We start from the raw sequence: 18,038 nt of genomic DNA, 5'->3' as shown, positions 1-18,038 counted from the left end.
TCAACGTCAGAATCGCCTGGATCAGGCAACCGGCACAGGTTTTCCCGATGTCCCCTCCGCAGGCCCAGGCCCGCGAGCGCGTCGTCCCGCTGCGGCCGGAGCGGCCGCTCGTGGCGATCGCGACCGACCCGCCGGCACCGCGCGCCGTGCCCGACGTGCTGATCGTCAATGCCGGCGTGATCCACCGGATCGGCCCGCATCGCCTGCACGTGCGCCTGGCCCGGCGCCTGGCCGAGGCCGGACACCGCACGCTGCGCATGGACCTGTCCGGCATCGGCGACAGCGGCCCGATCCCCGACCGCATCGACTTCCGCACCAGCGCGGTCGCCGACCTCCGGGCCGCCCTCGATACCGTGACGGCAGCCGCACATCCTACCGCAGGCGCGATCGTGTTCGGCCTGTGCTCGGGCGCGGACAACGCCCTCGCCGCCGCGGCCACGGACCCGCGGATCGTCGGCCTGGTGCTGGTCGATCCGCCGGCCTATGCCACCCCGCAGGCGCGGCGCCGCGCCCTGCGTGCCCGGCTGGGCCGCCCCGGCTTCTGGGCGACGCTGCCGGCGCGCATCGCCCGCCGCCTGCGCCGGACACGCCCCGCCGGCGACGGCAACGCCGAAAGCGAAGGCAGCCGCCAACCGCCGCCGCAGGCCGAGTACGGCCGCCAGCTGCGCGCCCTCGCCGACCGCGGCGTGCGCGTGCTCGCGATCTACACCGCCGCACAGGGCGTGCGCTTCAACCACGCCGACCAGCTGTTCGAAGCCTTCCCCGACCTGCGCGGCCGGATCGACGTGCGCCTGTTCGACGCCGCCAACCACACCTTCACCCCGCTCGCCCAGCAGGCCGCGCTGATCGACACCGTCGCCGACTGGTGCCGCAGCCGCTTCCCGGACGGCGGCTGAGGCGACATCGCCACCCACTCGCCGCGGCGGGCGCCACATCCCCAACCCCGACCGCAGCGATGCGCACGTGATCCCGTGCGCCGCGCATGCCCCTGCTATTCCTGCACCTCACTCGTGAATGCGGAACAGGAGGCTGTCATGCGGTATATCGGAAGGCCCACCTTGGCGATGATCGGCGCCCTGCTTGCCATGACGGCAGGCTGCGCGTCGATCCGGTCGGTCGACATCAGTGCTCCGGATTCCCAAAAGGAGTACCCGGGCGGCATCGTCTACTACCTGCCCACCCAGCGGCTCGTACTCACGCTGACGGTGAGTGTGGAGGATCCCTGCAAGAAGGAAAGCGCCGGCACCAAGGCCGGCACTGCAAAGGGCGACGCGAAAGACGGTGGCGAAGACGACGGCAAGGCTGCCCCGGCCTGCGACAAGCCGAAGAAGATGGTTCGCAAGATCGACCTGGCCGCCTCCCCGGAATTCGCGGACCTCTCCGCCCGGTACGTCGCGCAGTACAGGCGCAATCATCTCGGCACGAACGCGCTGACCGTCCGCGTCAACGCGAACGGGCTGCTGTCGGGCGAGGGTGGCGGCTCGACGACCCCCGCCGTCTCGGAATTCTTCGGTGCGCTCGCCGGACTCGGTGCAGACACGAAGAGCTTGGCTGCATGGAGCAACCAAGCAACAAAAGACCCCTGTGGCATGCCCGGGAAGTATGTCTGGACGTTCAGCGTGGACGAGCACAAGACGCTCACGGACATGTCGCTCTGTGACATCGACGTTCATATCTCCCTTGACGGCGCATCCGGGCCCAAGGCGATCGAATCGGCAGAAAATGCAAGTCCGGCCATTCCAAATGTCACGTGGCGTCATGCGCGCGACGCAAACGACCTCAACCACGGATTCTTCTATCGCCAGAAGCTGCCGTTCGAAATCGAAGTCGTCGATCTGAAAGAGAATTCCGCGGGGAAGATCTACTACCTCTCGCTGGTGACGAAGCACTCACCTGTGGAATTCCTGGCGATCCCCAGCACGCTCTTCGCGAACACGACATGGAAGGTCGGTTTCGAGAACGGCTCACCCACGCTGTACGACATCAATGCCGGTGGCGATGCGCTCGGTCTGGTCAAGCTGCCAGCCGAGATCCTGAAGGGATATTCCGACGCCCTGCTTTCGGGCCTCAATCGGCGCAAGAGCCTCACCGAAGCCGAGGTCCAGAGCCTCCAGCAACTCAACACCCTCGCCGTGCAGCAGGCCAAGGCCGAAGCCTGCCGGGCCGCGGTCGCCACCGGCGATCTGGACAAGATCAAGGCGGCCTGCCAGTAGCGCGGGCGCGGAAGCCGGCGGGCGCGGATTGCCGCTCCCGCCGGTTTCGCACGTTTTTCCGTATGCGATGCCGCGCACGCCGCGCGGCGGCCACGGGAGCGCGCATGGACCTGTTCGAGGCGATCCGGTTGCAACAGGTGGCGGAGGTCCGCCGGCTGCTGGCCGCGGGGGGCGATCCCGACGCCCGCGACGCGCGGGGCACGCCGGCGATCGTGGTGGCGCTGGACGCCGCGACCTTCCCCGGCGCGGGCGACCCCGCCGTCCTGCACCTGCTGCGCGACGCCGGGGCCGATCCGGCGCCGCTGGAAATGGCCCTGCGCCGGCAGCTGGCCGCGTTGCCGGCCACCCTGGCCCGGCTCCACGACGACATCGGCGGCCAGTTGCTGGTGCAGGTGCCCCGCCTGCATGCCGTGGCGAGGGACCTCGCCCCGGTCGAGCGCGACGAACTGGGCGTCTTCGCCCGCGACGCCCAGGCCTTCTTCGCGGATTCGGACACCCTCCGCGCCGAGGCCGGGCGCCTGCACGACCGTTTCGGCGGCGGCGACCTCGATGCCGCCGTCGACCTGCTGACCCGCGTCGCCGGGTTCGAGCTGCGGGCCACGGGCCTGGCCATCCGGATGGAAGCGCTGGTGCACCGCTTCGCGCCCGATCGATAGACAGAACCGATCGTCCGGGTGACCGGCGTCTCATTTCCCGGGACGCATTTGTCCGATGCTGCCGCCGATGCGGAAAGGACCGCATCGCGCATCCGTCAGGGGGTGGATGCGGACCGCCGGCCGCGCCGCGGTCGGCCCATCGACCTCATGGAGAACGTTCGATGACTCGGATACCCCGCTTCCACCTGCTCGCACTGGCCACGGCGACCCTCTTCGCCAGCGCCACCGCCTCCGCGGCGACCGCCACCCGCACCGACCTGCACGCCGCCGACACCGGCAGCATCGCCCAGCGCAATGCCGCCCTCGCCAAGGCCGCCGCCGCCGACACCGTCCACACCCGCCACGAACGCGCGCTCGGCCTCGACGCCGATTCGCGGCTCGTCCTGCTCGATCGCAAGTCGACGCTCGGCGTGCGCAACCACCGCTACCAGCAGACCTTCCGCGGCCTTCCCGTGTTCGGCGAAGGCATCGTCGTCAGCGAAGACACCGCTGGCAACGTGCGCACCCTGTTCGGGCAGAAGCTCGACGGCCTCGCCGCGCAGATCCCCGCCGGCAAGCCGCGGCTTGCCGCCAATCGCGCACTGTCGATCGCGAAGAGTGCCGGCCTGGGCAATCGTGTCGGCTTCATGCGCACCCGCGACGAAGCTTCGCCGCTGATGATTTACGTCGACGACGCCGGCCGCGCGCGCAAGGCGTACGTCATGACCTACTTCGCCGACAGCGCCCGCGGCGGCTCGCCGATGCGGCCCACCGTCATCGTCGACGCCGACAACGGTCGCGTGCTGAAGCAGTGGAACGCGCTCGAAACCGCGCTCATCGGCACCGGCCCGGGCGGCAACGCCAAGATCGGCCAGTACGAGTACGGCACGAACTACGGCTACCTGGACGTCGCGCAGTCGGGCACGACCTGCACGATGAACAACGCCAACGTGAAGACTGTGAACCTCAACGGTGGCACGACAGGCAGCACGGCCTTCGCCTACACCTGCCCGCGCAACACCGTGAAGGTGATCAACGGCGCGTACTCGCCGCTCAACGACGCGCATTACTTCGGCAGCGTCGTCTACAACATGTACAACGCCTACATCGGCAAGCCGCCGCTGACGTTCCAGTTGACGATGCGGGTGCACTACAGCACGAACTACGAGAACGCGTTCTGGGACGGCTCGTCGATGACCTTCGGCGACGGCGCCAGCACGTTCTATCCGCTGGTGAGCCTCGACGTGTCGTCGCACGAGGTCTCGCACGGTTTCACCTCGCAGAACTCGAACCTGACGTATTCGGGCCAGTCCGGTGGCATCAACGAAGCCTACTCCGACATCGCCGGCGAGGCGGCCGAGTACTACATGCGCGGCAGCAACGACTTCAAGGTCGGCTACGACATCTTCAAGGGCAGTGGCGCGCTGCGCTACATGTACAACCCGCCGCTGGACGGCCGTTCGATCGACAACACGGCGAGCTACTACGACGGGCTGGACGTGCACTATAGCTCGGGCGTGTACAACAAGGCGTTCTACCTGCTGGCGACGAAGCCGGGCTGGAACACGCAGAAGGCGTTCCAGGCGTTCGCGCGCGCCAACGATCTCTACTGGACCGCGAGCACCAACTTCAACCAGGGCGTGTGCGGCGTGCAGACCGCGGCCAGCGACTACGGCTACAGCGTCGCAGACGTGACTGCGGCGTTCAGCGCCGTCGGTGCGTCGTGCGGCACCACGCCGCCCAGCGGCTGCGGGATCATGACGCCGGGGACCACGCTCGCCACCGGCGGATCGGTGACGTCCTGCGACGGGCGCTTCTCCATGGTCATCCAGGGCGACGGCAACCTGGTGCTTTACCAGAACGGCGTGCGCGCGCTGTGGGCCAACTACGTCTTCGGCAGCAACCATCGCCTGGCCATGCAGGGCGACGGCAACCTGGTGGTCTACAACGGCAGCAACCAGGCCGTCTGGCACACCAGTACCTACGGCAACCCCGGTGCCTACCTCGCGGTGCAGAACGACGGCAACGCCGTCGTCTACTCGTCGTCCGGCCGGGCACTGTGGAACACCCGCACCTGCTGCCACTGATCCCGCGATCGCGTTTCCGCACATCGACGGTCCCCGTGCCCGCGGGGACCGTCGCGCGCCGGTCGCGTCCCACCGGTCGCAACCGGCGAGACCGCGCCGTCGCATCCTTCCCGGGATGCGGACGCCCCGCATCGCCGACCCGGTTGGCCCTCCGGACCGAGTGCCGTGGCCCGCACACGCGGGCACGTCAACCGACCGGGGCCGGCCACGTTAGCGAGGGGCGGCCTCATCGCCGCCAACCCATCGTATTCAAGGAGTAAGTCCCGCATGCATCGCTTCCATCGCATCGCTCCGCTCGCCGTCGCGACCGCCGCGATCCTCGCCGCCGGCACGGCGTCCGCCGCCCTCCGCACCGACCTGCAGCAGGTCGACACCGCCGCCGTCGCGCGCACCAATGCGTCCGTCGCCAAGGCCGGCGTGGCCGGCACGGTCCACGCCCGCCACGAACGCGCCCTCGGCCTCGACGCCGATTCGCGCCTGCTGCTGCTCTCGCGCAAGAGCAGCCTCGGCGTGCACAGCACCCGCTACCAGCAGACCTTCCGCGGCCTGCCGATCTTCGGCGAAAGCATCGTCGTCAACGAAGACGCCGCCGGCAACGTCCGCACCCTGTTCGGCCAGAAGGTCGACGGCCTCGCCTCGGAGATCCCCGCCGGCAAGCAGCGCCTGACCGCGACCCGCGCCCTGTCGATCGCCAAGAGCGCCGGCCTGGGCAACCGCATCGGCTTCATGCGCACCCGCGACGAACAGGCGACGCTGGCGATCCACATCGACGACGCCGGCCACGCGCGCAAGGCGTACGTCGTCACCTACTTCGCCGACACCACCCGCGGCGGCTCGCCGACGCGTCCGACCATCGTCGTCGATGCCGAGACCGGCCACGTGCTGGCGCAGATGGAGAACCTGCAGCATGCGCTGGTCGGCACCGGCCCCGGCGGCAACGCCAAGATCGGCCAGTACGAATACGGCACGAACTACGGCAAGCTCGACGTGACCCAGTCGGGCACCACGTGCACGATGAACAACACCAACGTGAAGACGGTGAACCTCAACGGCGGCACCACCGGCACCACGGCGTATTCGTACACCTGTCCGCGCAACACCGTGAAGACCATCAACGGCGCGTACTCGCCGCTCAACGACGCCCACTACTTCGGCGGCGTCGTGTTCAACATGTACAACGCCTACATCGGCAAGTCGCCGCTGACCTTCCAGCTGGTGATGAAGGTCCACTACGGCACGAACTACGAGAACGCGTTCTGGGACGGTTCGTCGATGACCTTCGGCGACGGCGCCACCACGTTCTATCCGCTGGTCGGCCTGGACGTGGCCTCGCACGAAGTCTCGCACGGCTTCACCGCGCAGAACTCGAACCTGACCTACTCCGGCAAGTCGGGCGGCATAAACGAAGCCTATTCCGACATCGCCGGCGAGGCCGCCGAGTACTACATGCGCGGCACGAACGACTTCAAGGTCGGCTACGACATCACCAAGGGCACCGGCGCGCTGCGCTACATGAACAACCCGACCCTGGACGGCAAGTCGATCGCCAACACCGCGAACTTCTACTACGGCCTGGACGTGCACTACTCGTCGGGCATCTACAACAAGGCGTTCTACAACCTGGCCACCACGGCGGGCTGGAACACGCAGAAGGCGTTCCAGGTGTTCGCGCGCGCCAACGACCTGTACTGGACGGCCAGCACGACCTTCCACCAGGGCGTGTGCGGCGTGCAGACCGCGGCCGCCGACTACGGCTACAGCGTGGCGAACGTGACCGCGGCGTTCAGTGCGGTGGGCGCGACCTGCGGCGGTTCGGACACCGGCACGCTGCCGACGATCACCAGCTTCGTCTGCCCCGACTCGGGCATGAGCGGCGGCGGCACGTACTACTGCCACGTGACCTACAGCTCGCCGACGTACGCCGTCGCGACCTGGCCGAACGGCGCCCACACCGCGACGTACTCGGGCCGCTGCACCAGCGGTTCGCGTCCGTCGGTGACGGTGCGGGTGGGCAACTTCTACGGCGAAGTCTCCAGCACCAAGACCTTCACCTGCCCGTCCGGCCCGATCCCCTGATCGGTCGAACCTGCGTGATCGATCCAACGTGAAGCGATCCGCCGGCGCACCCCGTGTGCGCTGGCGGTGATGCCGAAGGCGGCCGCGCGCGGCGTAAGCTGTCGCGGTCGCCACATCGCGCGGCACCCTGAAGGAGCAGACGATGGCCGGATCCGCAGCGCGTTACGACCTCCACGGCCTCGTCCTCGATCTGGGCGAGTCCTTTTCCGCCGCCGAACGGCGACAGGTGCTGGCGCGGCTGCGCGCCGACGTGCCGGCGTTCGCGGCGCTGGTCGCGGCGGGCACGTCCGGAACGCCGCTGGGCAAGGGCGCCAGCGACGTGCAGGTGGCGTTCGCCGAGGGTCGCCGCGTCGACATCGGCCGCGCCTGGAACGCGGTGCACGCGTTGCGCGCGCATCCGCTGGTGGCGGATGCCGAACCCGCGGTGGGCTATCGCGTCGATCCCCCGCCGACCACGAAGAATTCCCTGCGCGCCAGCAGCAGTGGCGGCGCCGACCTGCCCGGCTCCGATCCGCGCGACTGGTCCACGCGCGCGGTGCGTGCGGATCTCGCACGCGCGGACACCGGCGCGAGCGGACGCGGCGTGCGCATCGGCCATCCCGACACCGGCTACACCGACCATCCGCTGATCCTCGGCCCTCGCCTGCGCGCGACCGACGGCTACGACTTCGTCGACGATGATCTCGACGCGCACGACCCGATGACCGGCAGTTTCTCCGGCCACGGCACCGCGACCGGCAGCGTGATCTTCGCTGGCCTCACGCCCGAGCTGTCCGGCATCGCGCCCGGCGCCTCGCTGGCGCCGATGCGGGTGTCGGGTTCGGTGATCCATTTCGATTTCACGCGGCTGATCCGCGCGCTGTACCGCTGCCGCGACCGCGACTGCGACCTGGTGTCGATGAGCCTCGGCGGCCCGTGGGCCGGACGCTCGCTCTCGCGCGCCACCGATGCGCTGGTCGCCGACGGCCGCATCCTCTTCGGCGCCGCCGGCAACCACACGATGATGGTGATCTTCCCCGCGCTGCTGGACAGCGTGATCGCGGTGGCCGGCAGCAACGCGCTCGACAAGCCGTGGAGCGGCTCCGCATCGGGCGCGGCGGTCGACATCACCGCGCCGGGCGAATCGGTCTGGCGCGCGTGGTCGCACGTGCGCGGCGGCCGCACGGTGTTCGACACCGGCCGCAGCAACGGCACGTCGTACGCCACCGCCACCGTCGCCGGCCTGTGCGCGCTGTGGCTGGAACACCACGGCGGCGGCGCGGCGCTGCGCCAGCGCTACGGCGGCCGGCTGGCGTCGGTGTTCCGCGATCTGCTGCAGGCGCATTGCCGCACGCCGGCGGGCTGGAAACCCGACCGCTACGGCCCGGGCATCGCCGATGGCCAAGCCTTGCTGGCGGCGACGTTGCCCGCGTTCGGCGGCGTGCCGCTGCGCAGCGCGCTACGTGCGCCGACGCGCGCCACCGCCGACACCGACTGGGCGCGCCTGCAGCGACACCTGCCCGAACTGACGCCGGCGCAGGTCGCCGCCGCGGTCGCGGCGCTGTACGGCGATCCGCATGCGACCGCCCGCGCCACCCGCGCGTCGCGCGCGGCCGCGCCGCCGAGCCTGATCGACGAGATCGAGTTCTTCGTCGCCACCGACCCGGCGGTGCGCGCGGCGTTCGTGGCGGCCGGGACCGCGAAGCGACCGGCGCGCGCGAGCAAGCGCAGTGCGACGCCCGCGGCGGGTCCGGACGCGCTGCTGCGCCGGCGCGGTTCGGCGGCGTTGCGCCAGGCGCTGGACGACTGAGAGACGCGAGTCACAGTCGCGGGCATCGTCCGGCGCGCATCCTGAGGACGCGCCGGAGCCCCGGCGCCCGCGGACCACGGACGGTCCCGTCCGGATCGTCGCGCCCGCGCGTCCCCGCATCGGAAAAGGAGCGCCGCATGTCTTCCCTCGTCTCGCTGCGCCGGGCCTCGCTCGGCGCCGCCCTGCTGCTCGCCCTCGGTCACGCGCCGGCCCACGCCGGCGAAGCGCGTCTCGATGGCCTCGCCGCCGACACCGCGTTCGACCAGTTCATCGTGCAGTACCGCCCCGGCAGCGCGACCGCCGCCTCCGGGGCCGCCATCGACCGCGGTCTGGCCCGCGCCGCGCAGGCGGTGGCGCCGGATGCGCGCGGCGTCGCGCCGGGCGCGCAGCGGGTGCGCCGGCTGGGCATCGGTGCCGATGTCGTGCGCACCAGCCGCGCGCTGGACCGGGTCGAGGCCGCGCTGCTGATGCGCCGGCTCGCGGCCGATCCGGACGTGGCCTTCGTCGAGGTCGACGGGCGCCTGTGGCCGGCCATGACGCCGAACGATCCGCTGTACGCGTCGCAATGGCACTACGCCGGCCTGCCCGCCGGGATCCGCACGCCGAACGCCTGGAACCTCACCGCCGGCGTCGGCGTGACGGTCGCGGTGATCGACACCGGCGTCGCGCCGCACAGCGACCTCAACGCCAACATCGCCCCGGGTTACGACTTCATCAGCGATCCCGTCAACGCCCGCGACGGCAACGGCCGCGACGCGAATCCGAACGACGAAGGCGACGGCACCACCTTCGGCAGTCCCTGCTACGCCCTCTCTCCGCGCAACAGCAGCTGGCACGGCACGCACGTCGCCGGCCTGATCGCCGCGCGCACGGGCAACGCGCTGGGCGTGGCGGGCACCGCGTTCGGCGCGCGGGTGCAGCCGCTGCGGGTCTCGGGGCCGTGCGGCGCAACGATCTCCGACGTCGCCGACGCGATCACCTGGGGCTCGGGCGGCACCGTGGCCGGGATCCCGGCCAACGCCACGCCCTCGCGGGTGATCAACCTGAGCCTCAGCGCCGCCGGCACGTGCTCGATCGCGCTCCAGACCGCGCTCAACGGCGCCAGCGCCCGCGGCAGCCTGGTCATCGTGCCGGCCGGGAACGCAAATGCGGCCATCACCGGCTACCAGCCGGCCAACTGCACGGGCGTCATGGTCGTGGCCGCGGTGACCAATACCGGGGCGCGCGCGGGCTTCTCGAACTCCGGCACCGGTGTCGCCCTGGCGGCCCCGGGCGTGGGCATCCTGTCGACGCTCAACAGCGGCGCCCTGAATCAGGGCGCGGAGAACTACGCCAGCTACAACGGCACGTCTTCCGCCGCGCCGCTGGTGGCGGGCGTGGCCGCGCTGGTGCAAGGGCGGCGGATCGCGCTGGCGCAACCGCCCTTCACCGGCAGCCAACTGGCGACCCACCTGCGCACGCACGTCACTGCCTTCCCGGTGACGCCCGACAAGCCGATCGGCACCGGCATCGTCAACGCGGAAAACGCCGTGAACACCGCGGTCCCGCTCGTGCTGGCACCCGCCGGAACGCGCTGACGCTCGCCCGCATGCGCGGCATCGCCGCGCGTGCGGGCAGCAGGGCAAACTCAGCCGCCGCAGGTGCTGCCGCGATAGACGCGCGAGACGCGCTCGAACTCGGCCTTCTGCTCGCCGTCGCGGCCGCCGGCGATCTTCCAGCGGAACTCGGCTTCGTCGACGCGCTTCTTCCACGCCACGCACAGCTGCTCGGCGGGCACGGCGGTGCAGGTGTCGCGGCGCATCTCGCAGGCCTGCCCGGCCGCGAGCGCGGCGCTGCCGTCGATGCCGACCGTCTCCAGCGCCACGCACGAGGCCGGCGGCTCGGCGGTGTCGCCGAGGTAATCCTTGTCGTCCCAGGTGCGGCACTGGAACAGCGGCGGCGGCGAAGTGCGGACCGCCGGGGGTGGCGGTTCCGCGGCGACCGGCGGAGGCGGCGGCGTGGTCGGTTTGGGATCGGGGCGCGGGGCCGGCGGAGCCACGGGCGGCGGCCGGAACGCCGGCAGCGGCGCGACGTTGCGCACCGTCTGCTGCTGGCCCTTCGGACAGGGCACGTCGTTCTGCAGCGTCACCGCGCCGCTGGCGGGATCGACGCAGCGGTAGATGACCATACCGCCGGCGGGCGTCGCGGCCAAGCTCGCGGACGAGAACGCGAGGGCGGCGAGCGCCAGCGCGCAGGCCGGGGCGACGAAGCGGAAGGCGGGCATGGTCAGCGGCAGTCCTGGTCGATGCGGGCCACCAGGCTGCGCTCCTCGCGTGCCAGCTCGGCGCGTTCGGACGGCTGGGCGATGGCATGGCGGCGGCCGATCTCGCCGCGGCGGTCGCGCAGGCGGCCGCAGACGTCGGCCTGCGGCAGCGCGTAGCAGGCGTCGCGGACCCAGGTGGTGGCGCCGTACGCGGCGGGCGTGGGGACGATCGCGGTGCCGATGCTGCCGCTGCGGTAGTTGCCGCTGACGCGGCCGTTCTCGACCTGGAAGTCGACGTGGCCCGGCTCGTTCACCGGCACCCGGCCGAACAGCGGCGCGCCGAGCGTCCACATCGGCACTTCGCGCGGATTCCCCTCGGGGCTGTCGCTGAGGTAGCGCCGGTCGTCGGGAGTGACGCATTCGTACATCGGCCGCGGCGCGTTCAGCACGATCACTTCGCGCGTCACGATGCCGGGCGCCTGCGGGCCGGCCGGCGCCGTAACGACCGGACGCGGCGCCGGATCCTTCGGCCGCAGCATGGTGCGGGTTTCCTGGCGCTGGCCCTTGTCGCAGGGCGAATCGCGCAGGGTCAGGCGGCCGTCGGCGCCGGTGCAGCGGTAGATGACCACGTCGTCGCCGGCCCGGGCAGGCAGCGCCGGCGCCGCGGACAGCACGGCGCCCGCGACGAGCGGCAGGACCGGGAACAGGGCCGGGAACAGGACGGATCGGGCGCGCATGGCGCCATCGTGCAACGGGTCGCCGGCAAGGGAAAGCCGCCGGACGACCGGCGGCGGATGCGGTTCAGCCCGGCCTGGGCCGGGCGTCGCGATCAGGCTTTCTTCACCACCCGCTTGCCCGGGGTGACGACCGGGTTGGCGGTGATCAGCGGCTTGGCCGGCGCGGGCGGCGGGGCGACGGCCTTGCGGGCCGGGGCCTTTTTCGCCGCGGCCTTGCCGACGGTCTTCTTCGCGGCGGCCTTCTTGGTCGCCGCCTTCTTCGCCGGGGCCTTCTTCGCGGCCGGCGCCTTCTCGGCCTTCGGCTTGGCGGCGACCTTCTTGGCGGCGACCTTCTTGGCCGCGGCCTTCTTCGCGCCGAAGCCGCGGCGCGCCGGCTTGCCGGTGGTCTCCAGCAACTGCGTCGCCTCTTCCAGCGTCAGCGACTTCGGCTCGCGATCCTTCGGGATCTTGCCGTTGAGCTTGCCGTCGCTGATGTACGGGCCGAAGCGGCCGTTGAGCACCTGCACGTCGCTGCCTTCCCACGCCAGCAGGATGCGGTTGCGGGCGATCTCTTCCTTCTGCTCGATCAGGAACACCGCGCGGTCGAGGTCGATCGTGTACGGATCGTCTTCCTTCGCCAGCGAGGCGTAGGTCGCGCCGCGCTTGGCGAACGGGCCGAAGCGGCCGATGCCGACGCTGACCTCCTCGCCGTTGTTCTGGCCGAGCTTGCGCGGCAGGCGGAACAGTTCCAGCGCTTCCTGCAGCGTGATGGTGTGCATCGACTGGCCGGGACGCAGCGAGGCGAAGTCGAGCTTCTCGTCGGTGTCCTTGTCGCCGATCTGCGCGTACGGCCCGTAGCGGCCGAGGCGCACGCTGACCGGCTTGCCGGACTTGGGATCGGTGCCGAGTTCGCGCGCGCCGGTGGCTTCGCTGCGATCGACCGATTCGCTCTTCTCGTCGACGAGTTCCTTGAACGGGACCCAGAACTTCTCCATCAGCGGGACCCAGTCCTCCTCGCCGCGGCTGACGGCGTCCAGCTCGTCCTCCATCTTGGCGGTGAAGTCGTAGTCGACGTAGCGGGTGAAGTGGCCCGAGAGGAACTTGCTGACCGCGCGGCCGACGTCGCTGGGGCGGAAGCTGCGGCCTTCCATCTCGACGTACTTGCGGAACAGCAGGGTCTGGATGATCGAGGCGTAGGTGGACGGGCGGCCGATGCCGTATTCCTCCAGCGCCTTCACCAGCGCCGCTTCGGTGAAGCGCGGCGGCGGCTGGGTGAAATGCTGGTCGGCGTGGACGCGGTCGAGCGGCACGCGGTCGCCGGGCTTCATCGCCGGCAGCTTGCGGCCCTCGTCCTCGTCATCCGCGGTCTTCTGGTCCTTGCCTTCCTCGTACACGGCGAGGAAGCCCGGGTCGACCACGGTGGTGCCGCTGGCGCGGAAGCTGTGCGCGGTGCCGGCGGCGAGGTCGACGCTGACCGTATTGAGCGTGGCCGGCACCATCTGGCAGGCGACGCTGCGCTTCCAGATCAGGTCGTAGAGCTTGCGCTCGTCGTCGCTGAGGAAGCGCGACACCTTCGCCGGGGTGCGCAGCGCGGAGGTCGGGCGCACCGCCTCGTGCGCTTCCTGCGCGTTCTTCGACTTGGTCTGGTAGAAGTTCGGCTTGTCCGGCAGCGCCTTGGTGCCGTAATCGCGGGCGATGACGTCGCGCAGCTCGGCGATGGCGTCCATCGACAGGTTGACCGAGTCGGTACGCATGTAGCTGATCAGGCCGACCGTGCCTTCATCGCCGATCGCCACGCCTTCGTACAGCTTCTGCGCGACCTGCATGGTGCGCTTGGTGGTGAAGCCGAGCTTGCGCGCGGCTTCCTGCTGCAGCGTGGAGGTGGTGAACGGCGGCGCCGGCCGGCGCTTGCGCTCCTTGCTGGCGACGTCGGTGACCTGCAGCACGCCGTTGGCGGCGGCGACGATGCGCTTGCGCGCGGCCTCGGCGCTGTCGCCGTCGGTGACGGTGAACTGCTCGAACTTCTTGCCGTCGAGCTTCGCCAGCTTCGCGGTGAAGGCCTGCGACGGATGCGCGCACTCGGCCTCGATGGTCCAGTACTCGCGGGCGACGAAGGCTTCGATCTCCTCCTCGCGCTCGACGATCATGCGCAGCGCCGGCGACTGCACCCGGCCGGCGGACAGGCCGCGCTGCACCTTGCGCCACAGCACCGGGGAAAGGTTGAAGCCGACCAGGTAGTCCAGCGCGCGGCGGGCCTGCTGGGCGTCGACCAGCGGCGCGGCGATCTGGCGCGGGTGGGCCATCGCCTCCTTGATCGCCCGCGGCGTGATCTCGGTGAACACCACCCGCTCCAGTGTGCGGTCCTTGAGCAGGCCGCGCTCCTTCAGGATTTCCGCGATGTGCCAGCTGATGGCCTCGCCCTCGCGGTCCGGGTCGGTCGCCAGGAAGAGGTGGTCGGCGGCCTTGGCGGCCTTGGCGATGGCCTCGACGTGCTTCTCGTTCTTGTCGATCAGCTCGTAGCGCATGGCGAAACCGCGGTCGGGATCGACCGCGCCCTCCTTCGGCACCAGGTCGCGGACGTGGCCGTACGAGGCCAGGACCTGGAAGTCCTTGCCGAGGTACTTGTTGATCGTCTTGGCCTTGGCGGGGGACTCGACGATGAGGAGGTTCTTGGGCATTTCGGGTGGGGATCCGGAAGGGCCGCGGCGCCTTTGCGGGGGCCGACGGCGAGGTCCGGGGCAGGCCCCGGACCAGAAGGCGACGCCCGGGGGAGGCCCGGGCGTCGGTCAGTTCTCTTTTTTTAGTCGTGTCATGTCCGGGCGCTCCCTGTCAAGCGTCCGGAAGTCGAAGTGGGTATCGCTTCCCTCCCGGGAGACGGGGGCCGGGCAACCTGCACGACACCGTCCGGCCCTGCCGACGGTGGCCGGCGCCGTCTTCCGGACGGGCCGCGCCACCGCTGCCGGCCGGGGTCAGTGCACCCCGCCGGCGAGCGCCGCGAACATCATGCCGAACAGGGCCAGCATGCCGAGGATCGCCAGCCCGGCCAGCGCCATCACCACGATGGTCACCGTGCCCAGCTCGTCGCGCTGCCACTCGGGATGGTCGGTGAAGGCGTACTTGTCGACCACCAGGGTGTCGCAGACCATGTCGTGCAGCGCCTGCTTGCGCTCGGTGAAGCCGGCCATGATGAAGCCGATGTACACGATGATCGCGCTGAGGAAGGTGGCGAACAGGCGGCCGAAGGCGCGCCAGAAGCTGACCCGGCCACCGTCGGTACGGGTCACCTTGATGCCGATGGCCATCTTGCCGAGGGTGGCCTGGTGCTTCGACGAGTGCATCCAGGCGAAGTAGATCAGCGGGACGGCGATCGAGAGCAGGTAGATGGCACCGAGGAAGGCGATGCCCGCGCCGCTGGCGAACGGGTCGTTCGAGGAGGCGGTGGCGCCGATGCCGACCCCGGCGACGATCCCCAGCGGGATCAGCAGCGCGTAGCTGATGATGGTGACCACGAACGAGTCGATGAAGTAGGCGGCGAAGCGCTTCCAGAACCCGGCGTAGACCACGCGGCCGCCCTGGACCACGGTCTCGGTCGCTTCCAGCTTCGCCTGCGGCGGCGAATAGGGCGAAGCCTCGGCGATGGCATAGGGCCGGTAGGCGCCGTCGGCCGGCGCGGCCTCGGCGGCCTGCACGAAGGCTTCCGCCTGCACATCGCCCGGGGCACCGCCGGCCACCACCTCGCGGATCATCTCGCGCCACGGCCGCCACTCGCCCATGCCCTCGCGCCACACCAGCGTCTCGGGCGGCAGCAGGCCGCGGGCGTGCAGGGCCGCCAGATCGCTGGCCGACACCGGGCCGTGCTGGAGACGCTGGGCGTCGCTGTAGTACCACTCGCTCATGTCGGAAACACCTTGAAGGAAAGGGACGGGCAGCGGGTCAATGGCCGCCGATCATCGAGGTCAGCGCCACGCCCGCGACCACGATCAGCGCGAGCAGGCCGAGCATCATCAGGCCGAACAGGATCAGGATCACGATGGTGACCGTGCCCAGTTCCTCGGACTGCAGTTCGGGCTGGTCGGTGTAGGCGTACTTGTCCACCACCAGGGTGTCGCAGACCATGTCGTGCAGCGCCTGCTTGCGGGCGGTGAAGGCCGCCATCAGGTAGCCGATCATCAGCGTGAAGGTGCTGAGCAGCGTGGCGAAATAGCGGCCGAATCCGCGCCAGAAGGTGATCGGCGTGCCGTCGGTGCGCACGACCTTGATGCCGACCGCCATCTTGCCGAGGCTGGCCTGCGAGGACGAGGCATACATCGCGCCGAAATAGCAGCCGCCGATCAGCAGCGACACGATCTGCAGGACGGCGTCCGCGGTCGAATAGGCAGTGCTGTAGTTGCCGGCGCCCAGACGCCCGATCCCGACCATCGCGCCGAGGACGCCGCCGATGATGCCGAGCAGGAAATTGTCGATCACCGAGGCCGCGAAACGCTTCCAGAACCGGGCGTAGACGACGTGGCCGCCGTGCACCGGGGCGGCGCGGTCCTCGATCCGCGCCTGCGGCGGCGCGTAGGGCGTCGGCTCGGCGATGGCGTAGGGCCGGTAGGCGCCGTCGGCCGGCGCGGCCTCGGCCGCCTTCACGAAGGCCTCGGCCTGCGGGTCCTCGGGCATGCCGCCGGCGATCACCTCGCGCAGCATCTCGCGCCAGGGGCGCCAGGCGGACATGCCTTCGCGCCAGACGAGGGTGTCCGGCGGCAGCTGGCCGCGGCCGTGGAGGGCGGCGAGGTCCGACGCGGACACCGGGCCGTGCTGGGTGCGCTGCGCGTCGCTGTAGTACCAATCGGTCATGGGGGCGGATCCGGGAATCGAAGTCGTCAGGGACGGGTGGCACCGGCGGGGCGGCAGGACGGCGGCAGGTAACGCGTATCGAGCGTGCCGGCGTCGCAGCGCCAGCGGCCCTTGTCGGAGACCGCCACCAGCGTCTTGCCGTCGACCGCCGGCCCCAGGCCCTCGAAACGCAGCTCCATCGCGCATTCGCCGCTGTCGAAGTTGCCGACGGTCAGGTGCGCCTGGCCCCTGGCGTTGTCGGACGTGCCCAGCGGCAGGGTCGCGTCCTCGGCCTCGCCGACGTCGGCGTTGCCCGGGCAGGCCTCGTTGGCCTCGCGCCAGGCATCGACCTGCGGCTGCAGGCCCTGCACGGTGGCGTAGGCGCCCGCGATCTTCGAGCGCACCACGTACTCCTGGTACTGCGGGATGGCGATCGCGGCGAGGATGCCGATGATGAAGATGCCGAACACGCCCACCACGGCGCCGATGATCAGGGCGATGACGCAGCCGGACAGGCCCTTGCGGGGCGGCGGCGCCTGCTGCGGCATGGCGGGCGGCGGCGAGGCGGGCAGCGGGGGCGGCATGTGCACCGGATCAGGCTCCGCAGCGCGGCGGAATGGCGCCCGCCGGCAGGTCGAGGTTGCGGCAGTCGATGCGGACCGCATCGCCGCCGGGGATCACGTCGTACTGCACGGCATGGCCCTTCACTTCGGAACCGAGGCCGAGGAACTCCACGCGATACGCGCAGACACCGCCGGCCGGCCGCGTCGGCGTCAGGTTGAACCAGCCGTCCTCGCCGCCCTGGAAGCGCCGCTCGCGCACCATCAGCTTCTCGAACTCCAGTTCGTCGGGGCAGACGTTGCCGTTGGCGACGTAGAACTCGGCCATCGCCGCGGTCACCAGGTCGCGCGCCAGCGCGTCGGTCTTGTCCAGGCGGCGGGCGTCGAACACGCCGTCGCCGTGCGACTGCGCGGCCTGTGCCGCCTTCGCCCGCTTCACGTAGTCGTTGTAGGCCGGCAGCGCGAGCGCCGCGATCAGCGCGACCAGGATCAGGCCCAGCACGCCGACGACCGCCAACGCGATCAGGCAGCCATTGCGCCGGGACGGCGGCGGCTCCACGGGCACGCTCGGCCGCGCCGCATGCGAGGCAGTGGCCGCGGCCGGCCGCGGGGGCGGCGCCGGGGGCGGCTTCGTCGGATCGGGCTTGACGCCGGTCAGGCCCAGTTCCTCGATCAGGCGATCCAGCGGCTGCCATTCGCGCAGGCCTTCATGCCAGGCCAGCGTGTCGCGCACGATCACGCGATCGCGGTACAGCTGCTGCATCTGATCCGCGCTCAACGGACCCACCCGGCCCTGGCCGGGTGCGTGGTAGTACCAATCGGTCATGCTTCCCCCAATCTCGCCGCGGTGCCGCCGGCCGGGGACCTCCGGCGGCGCAGTGCGCACGGGCAGTGTCCCAGAA

Annotated in this window: 14 protein-coding genes; 7 read left to right on the top strand and 7 right to left on the bottom strand. The window is 70.7% G+C overall.

Going from position 1 to position 18,038, the window contains the following annotated elements:
• Positions 1–47 precede the first annotated feature (47 nt).
• The 7 genes from ACT53Q_RS13860 (at position 48) to ACT53Q_RS13830 (ending at position 10,377) form a co-directional block, all read left to right on the top strand.
• The gene (locus ACT53Q_RS13860; RefSeq protein ID WP_476187238.1) at positions 48–896 is read left to right on the top strand and encodes an alpha/beta fold hydrolase; all 849 of its coding nucleotides are present in this window, start codon (positions 48–50) and stop codon (positions 894–896) included.
• Between the two features lie 138 nt (positions 897–1,034).
• Positions 1,035–2,213 carry a hypothetical protein gene (locus ACT53Q_RS13855; protein ID WP_476187237.1) on the top strand — a complete coding sequence of 393 codons (1,179 nt, stop codon included), beginning with the start codon at positions 1,035–1,037 and terminating at the stop codon, positions 2,211–2,213.
• Between the two features lie 104 nt (positions 2,214–2,317).
• Positions 2,318–2,869, top strand: a complete 552-nt coding sequence (locus tag ACT53Q_RS13850) for a hypothetical protein (RefSeq protein ID WP_476187236.1) — start codon at positions 2,318–2,320, stop codon at positions 2,867–2,869.
• Between the two features lie 161 nt (positions 2,870–3,030).
• Entirely contained in the window at positions 3,031–4,935 is a 1,905-nt protein-coding gene (locus tag ACT53Q_RS13845) for a M4 family metallopeptidase (RefSeq protein WP_476187235.1), read from the top strand.
• A gap of 267 nt (positions 4,936–5,202) precedes the next feature.
• Positions 5,203–7,011 (top strand): M4 family metallopeptidase, encoded by a 1,809-nt coding sequence (locus ACT53Q_RS13840; protein WP_476187234.1) that lies wholly within the window; start codon positions 5,203–5,205, stop codon positions 7,009–7,011.
• Positions 7,012–7,153: 142 nt separating this feature from the next.
• Positions 7,154–8,800 carry a S8 family peptidase gene (locus ACT53Q_RS13835; protein ID WP_476187233.1) on the top strand — a complete coding sequence of 549 codons (1,647 nt, stop codon included), beginning with the start codon at positions 7,154–7,156 and terminating at the stop codon, positions 8,798–8,800.
• 137 nt (positions 8,801–8,937) lie between these two features.
• Positions 8,938–10,377 carry a S8 family serine peptidase gene (locus ACT53Q_RS13830; RefSeq protein ID WP_476187232.1) on the top strand — a complete coding sequence of 480 codons (1,440 nt, stop codon included), beginning with the start codon at positions 8,938–8,940 and terminating at the stop codon, positions 10,375–10,377.
• A 50-nt stretch (positions 10,378–10,427) separates the two neighbouring features.
• Here the strand turns inward: ACT53Q_RS13830 and ACT53Q_RS13825 are convergent, their stop codons facing one another.
• The 7 genes from ACT53Q_RS13825 to ACT53Q_RS13795 form a co-directional block, all read right to left on the bottom strand.
• Entirely contained in the window at positions 10,428–11,063 is a 636-nt protein-coding gene (locus ACT53Q_RS13825; protein WP_476187231.1) for a DUF4124 domain-containing protein, read from the bottom strand.
• 2 nt (positions 11,064–11,065) lie between these two features.
• On the bottom strand, positions 11,066–11,779 hold the full coding sequence (locus ACT53Q_RS13820) for a DUF4124 domain-containing protein (RefSeq protein ID WP_476187230.1): 714 nt from the start codon (positions 11,777–11,779) through the stop codon (positions 11,066–11,068).
• Between the two features lie 92 nt (positions 11,780–11,871).
• Positions 11,872–14,436 carry a DNA topoisomerase I gene (locus ACT53Q_RS13815; RefSeq protein WP_476187229.1) on the bottom strand — a complete coding sequence of 855 codons (2,565 nt, stop codon included), beginning with the start codon at positions 14,434–14,436 and terminating at the stop codon, positions 11,872–11,874.
• A gap of 291 nt (positions 14,437–14,727) precedes the next feature.
• A complete protein-coding gene (locus ACT53Q_RS13810; protein WP_476187228.1) occupies positions 14,728–15,654 on the bottom strand; it encodes an RDD family protein in 927 nt (308 codons plus the stop codon).
• Positions 15,655–15,691: 37 nt separating this feature from the next.
• Positions 15,692–16,597 (bottom strand): RDD family protein, encoded by a 906-nt coding sequence (locus tag ACT53Q_RS13805; RefSeq protein WP_476187227.1) that lies wholly within the window; start codon positions 16,595–16,597, stop codon positions 15,692–15,694.
• A gap of 26 nt (positions 16,598–16,623) precedes the next feature.
• The gene (locus ACT53Q_RS13800; RefSeq protein WP_476187544.1) at positions 16,624–17,160 is read right to left on the bottom strand and encodes a pilin; all 537 of its coding nucleotides are present in this window, start codon (positions 17,158–17,160) and stop codon (positions 16,624–16,626) included.
• A gap of 10 nt (positions 17,161–17,170) precedes the next feature.
• Positions 17,171–17,962 (bottom strand): DUF4339 domain-containing protein, encoded by a 792-nt coding sequence (locus tag ACT53Q_RS13795; RefSeq protein ID WP_476187226.1) that lies wholly within the window; start codon positions 17,960–17,962, stop codon positions 17,171–17,173.
• Positions 17,963–18,038 lie beyond the last annotated feature (76 nt).

It is taken from the genome of Lysobacter sp. DMC97 (assembly GCF_056313745.1).
This window is presented reverse-complemented; position numbering and strand designations above follow the sequence as displayed.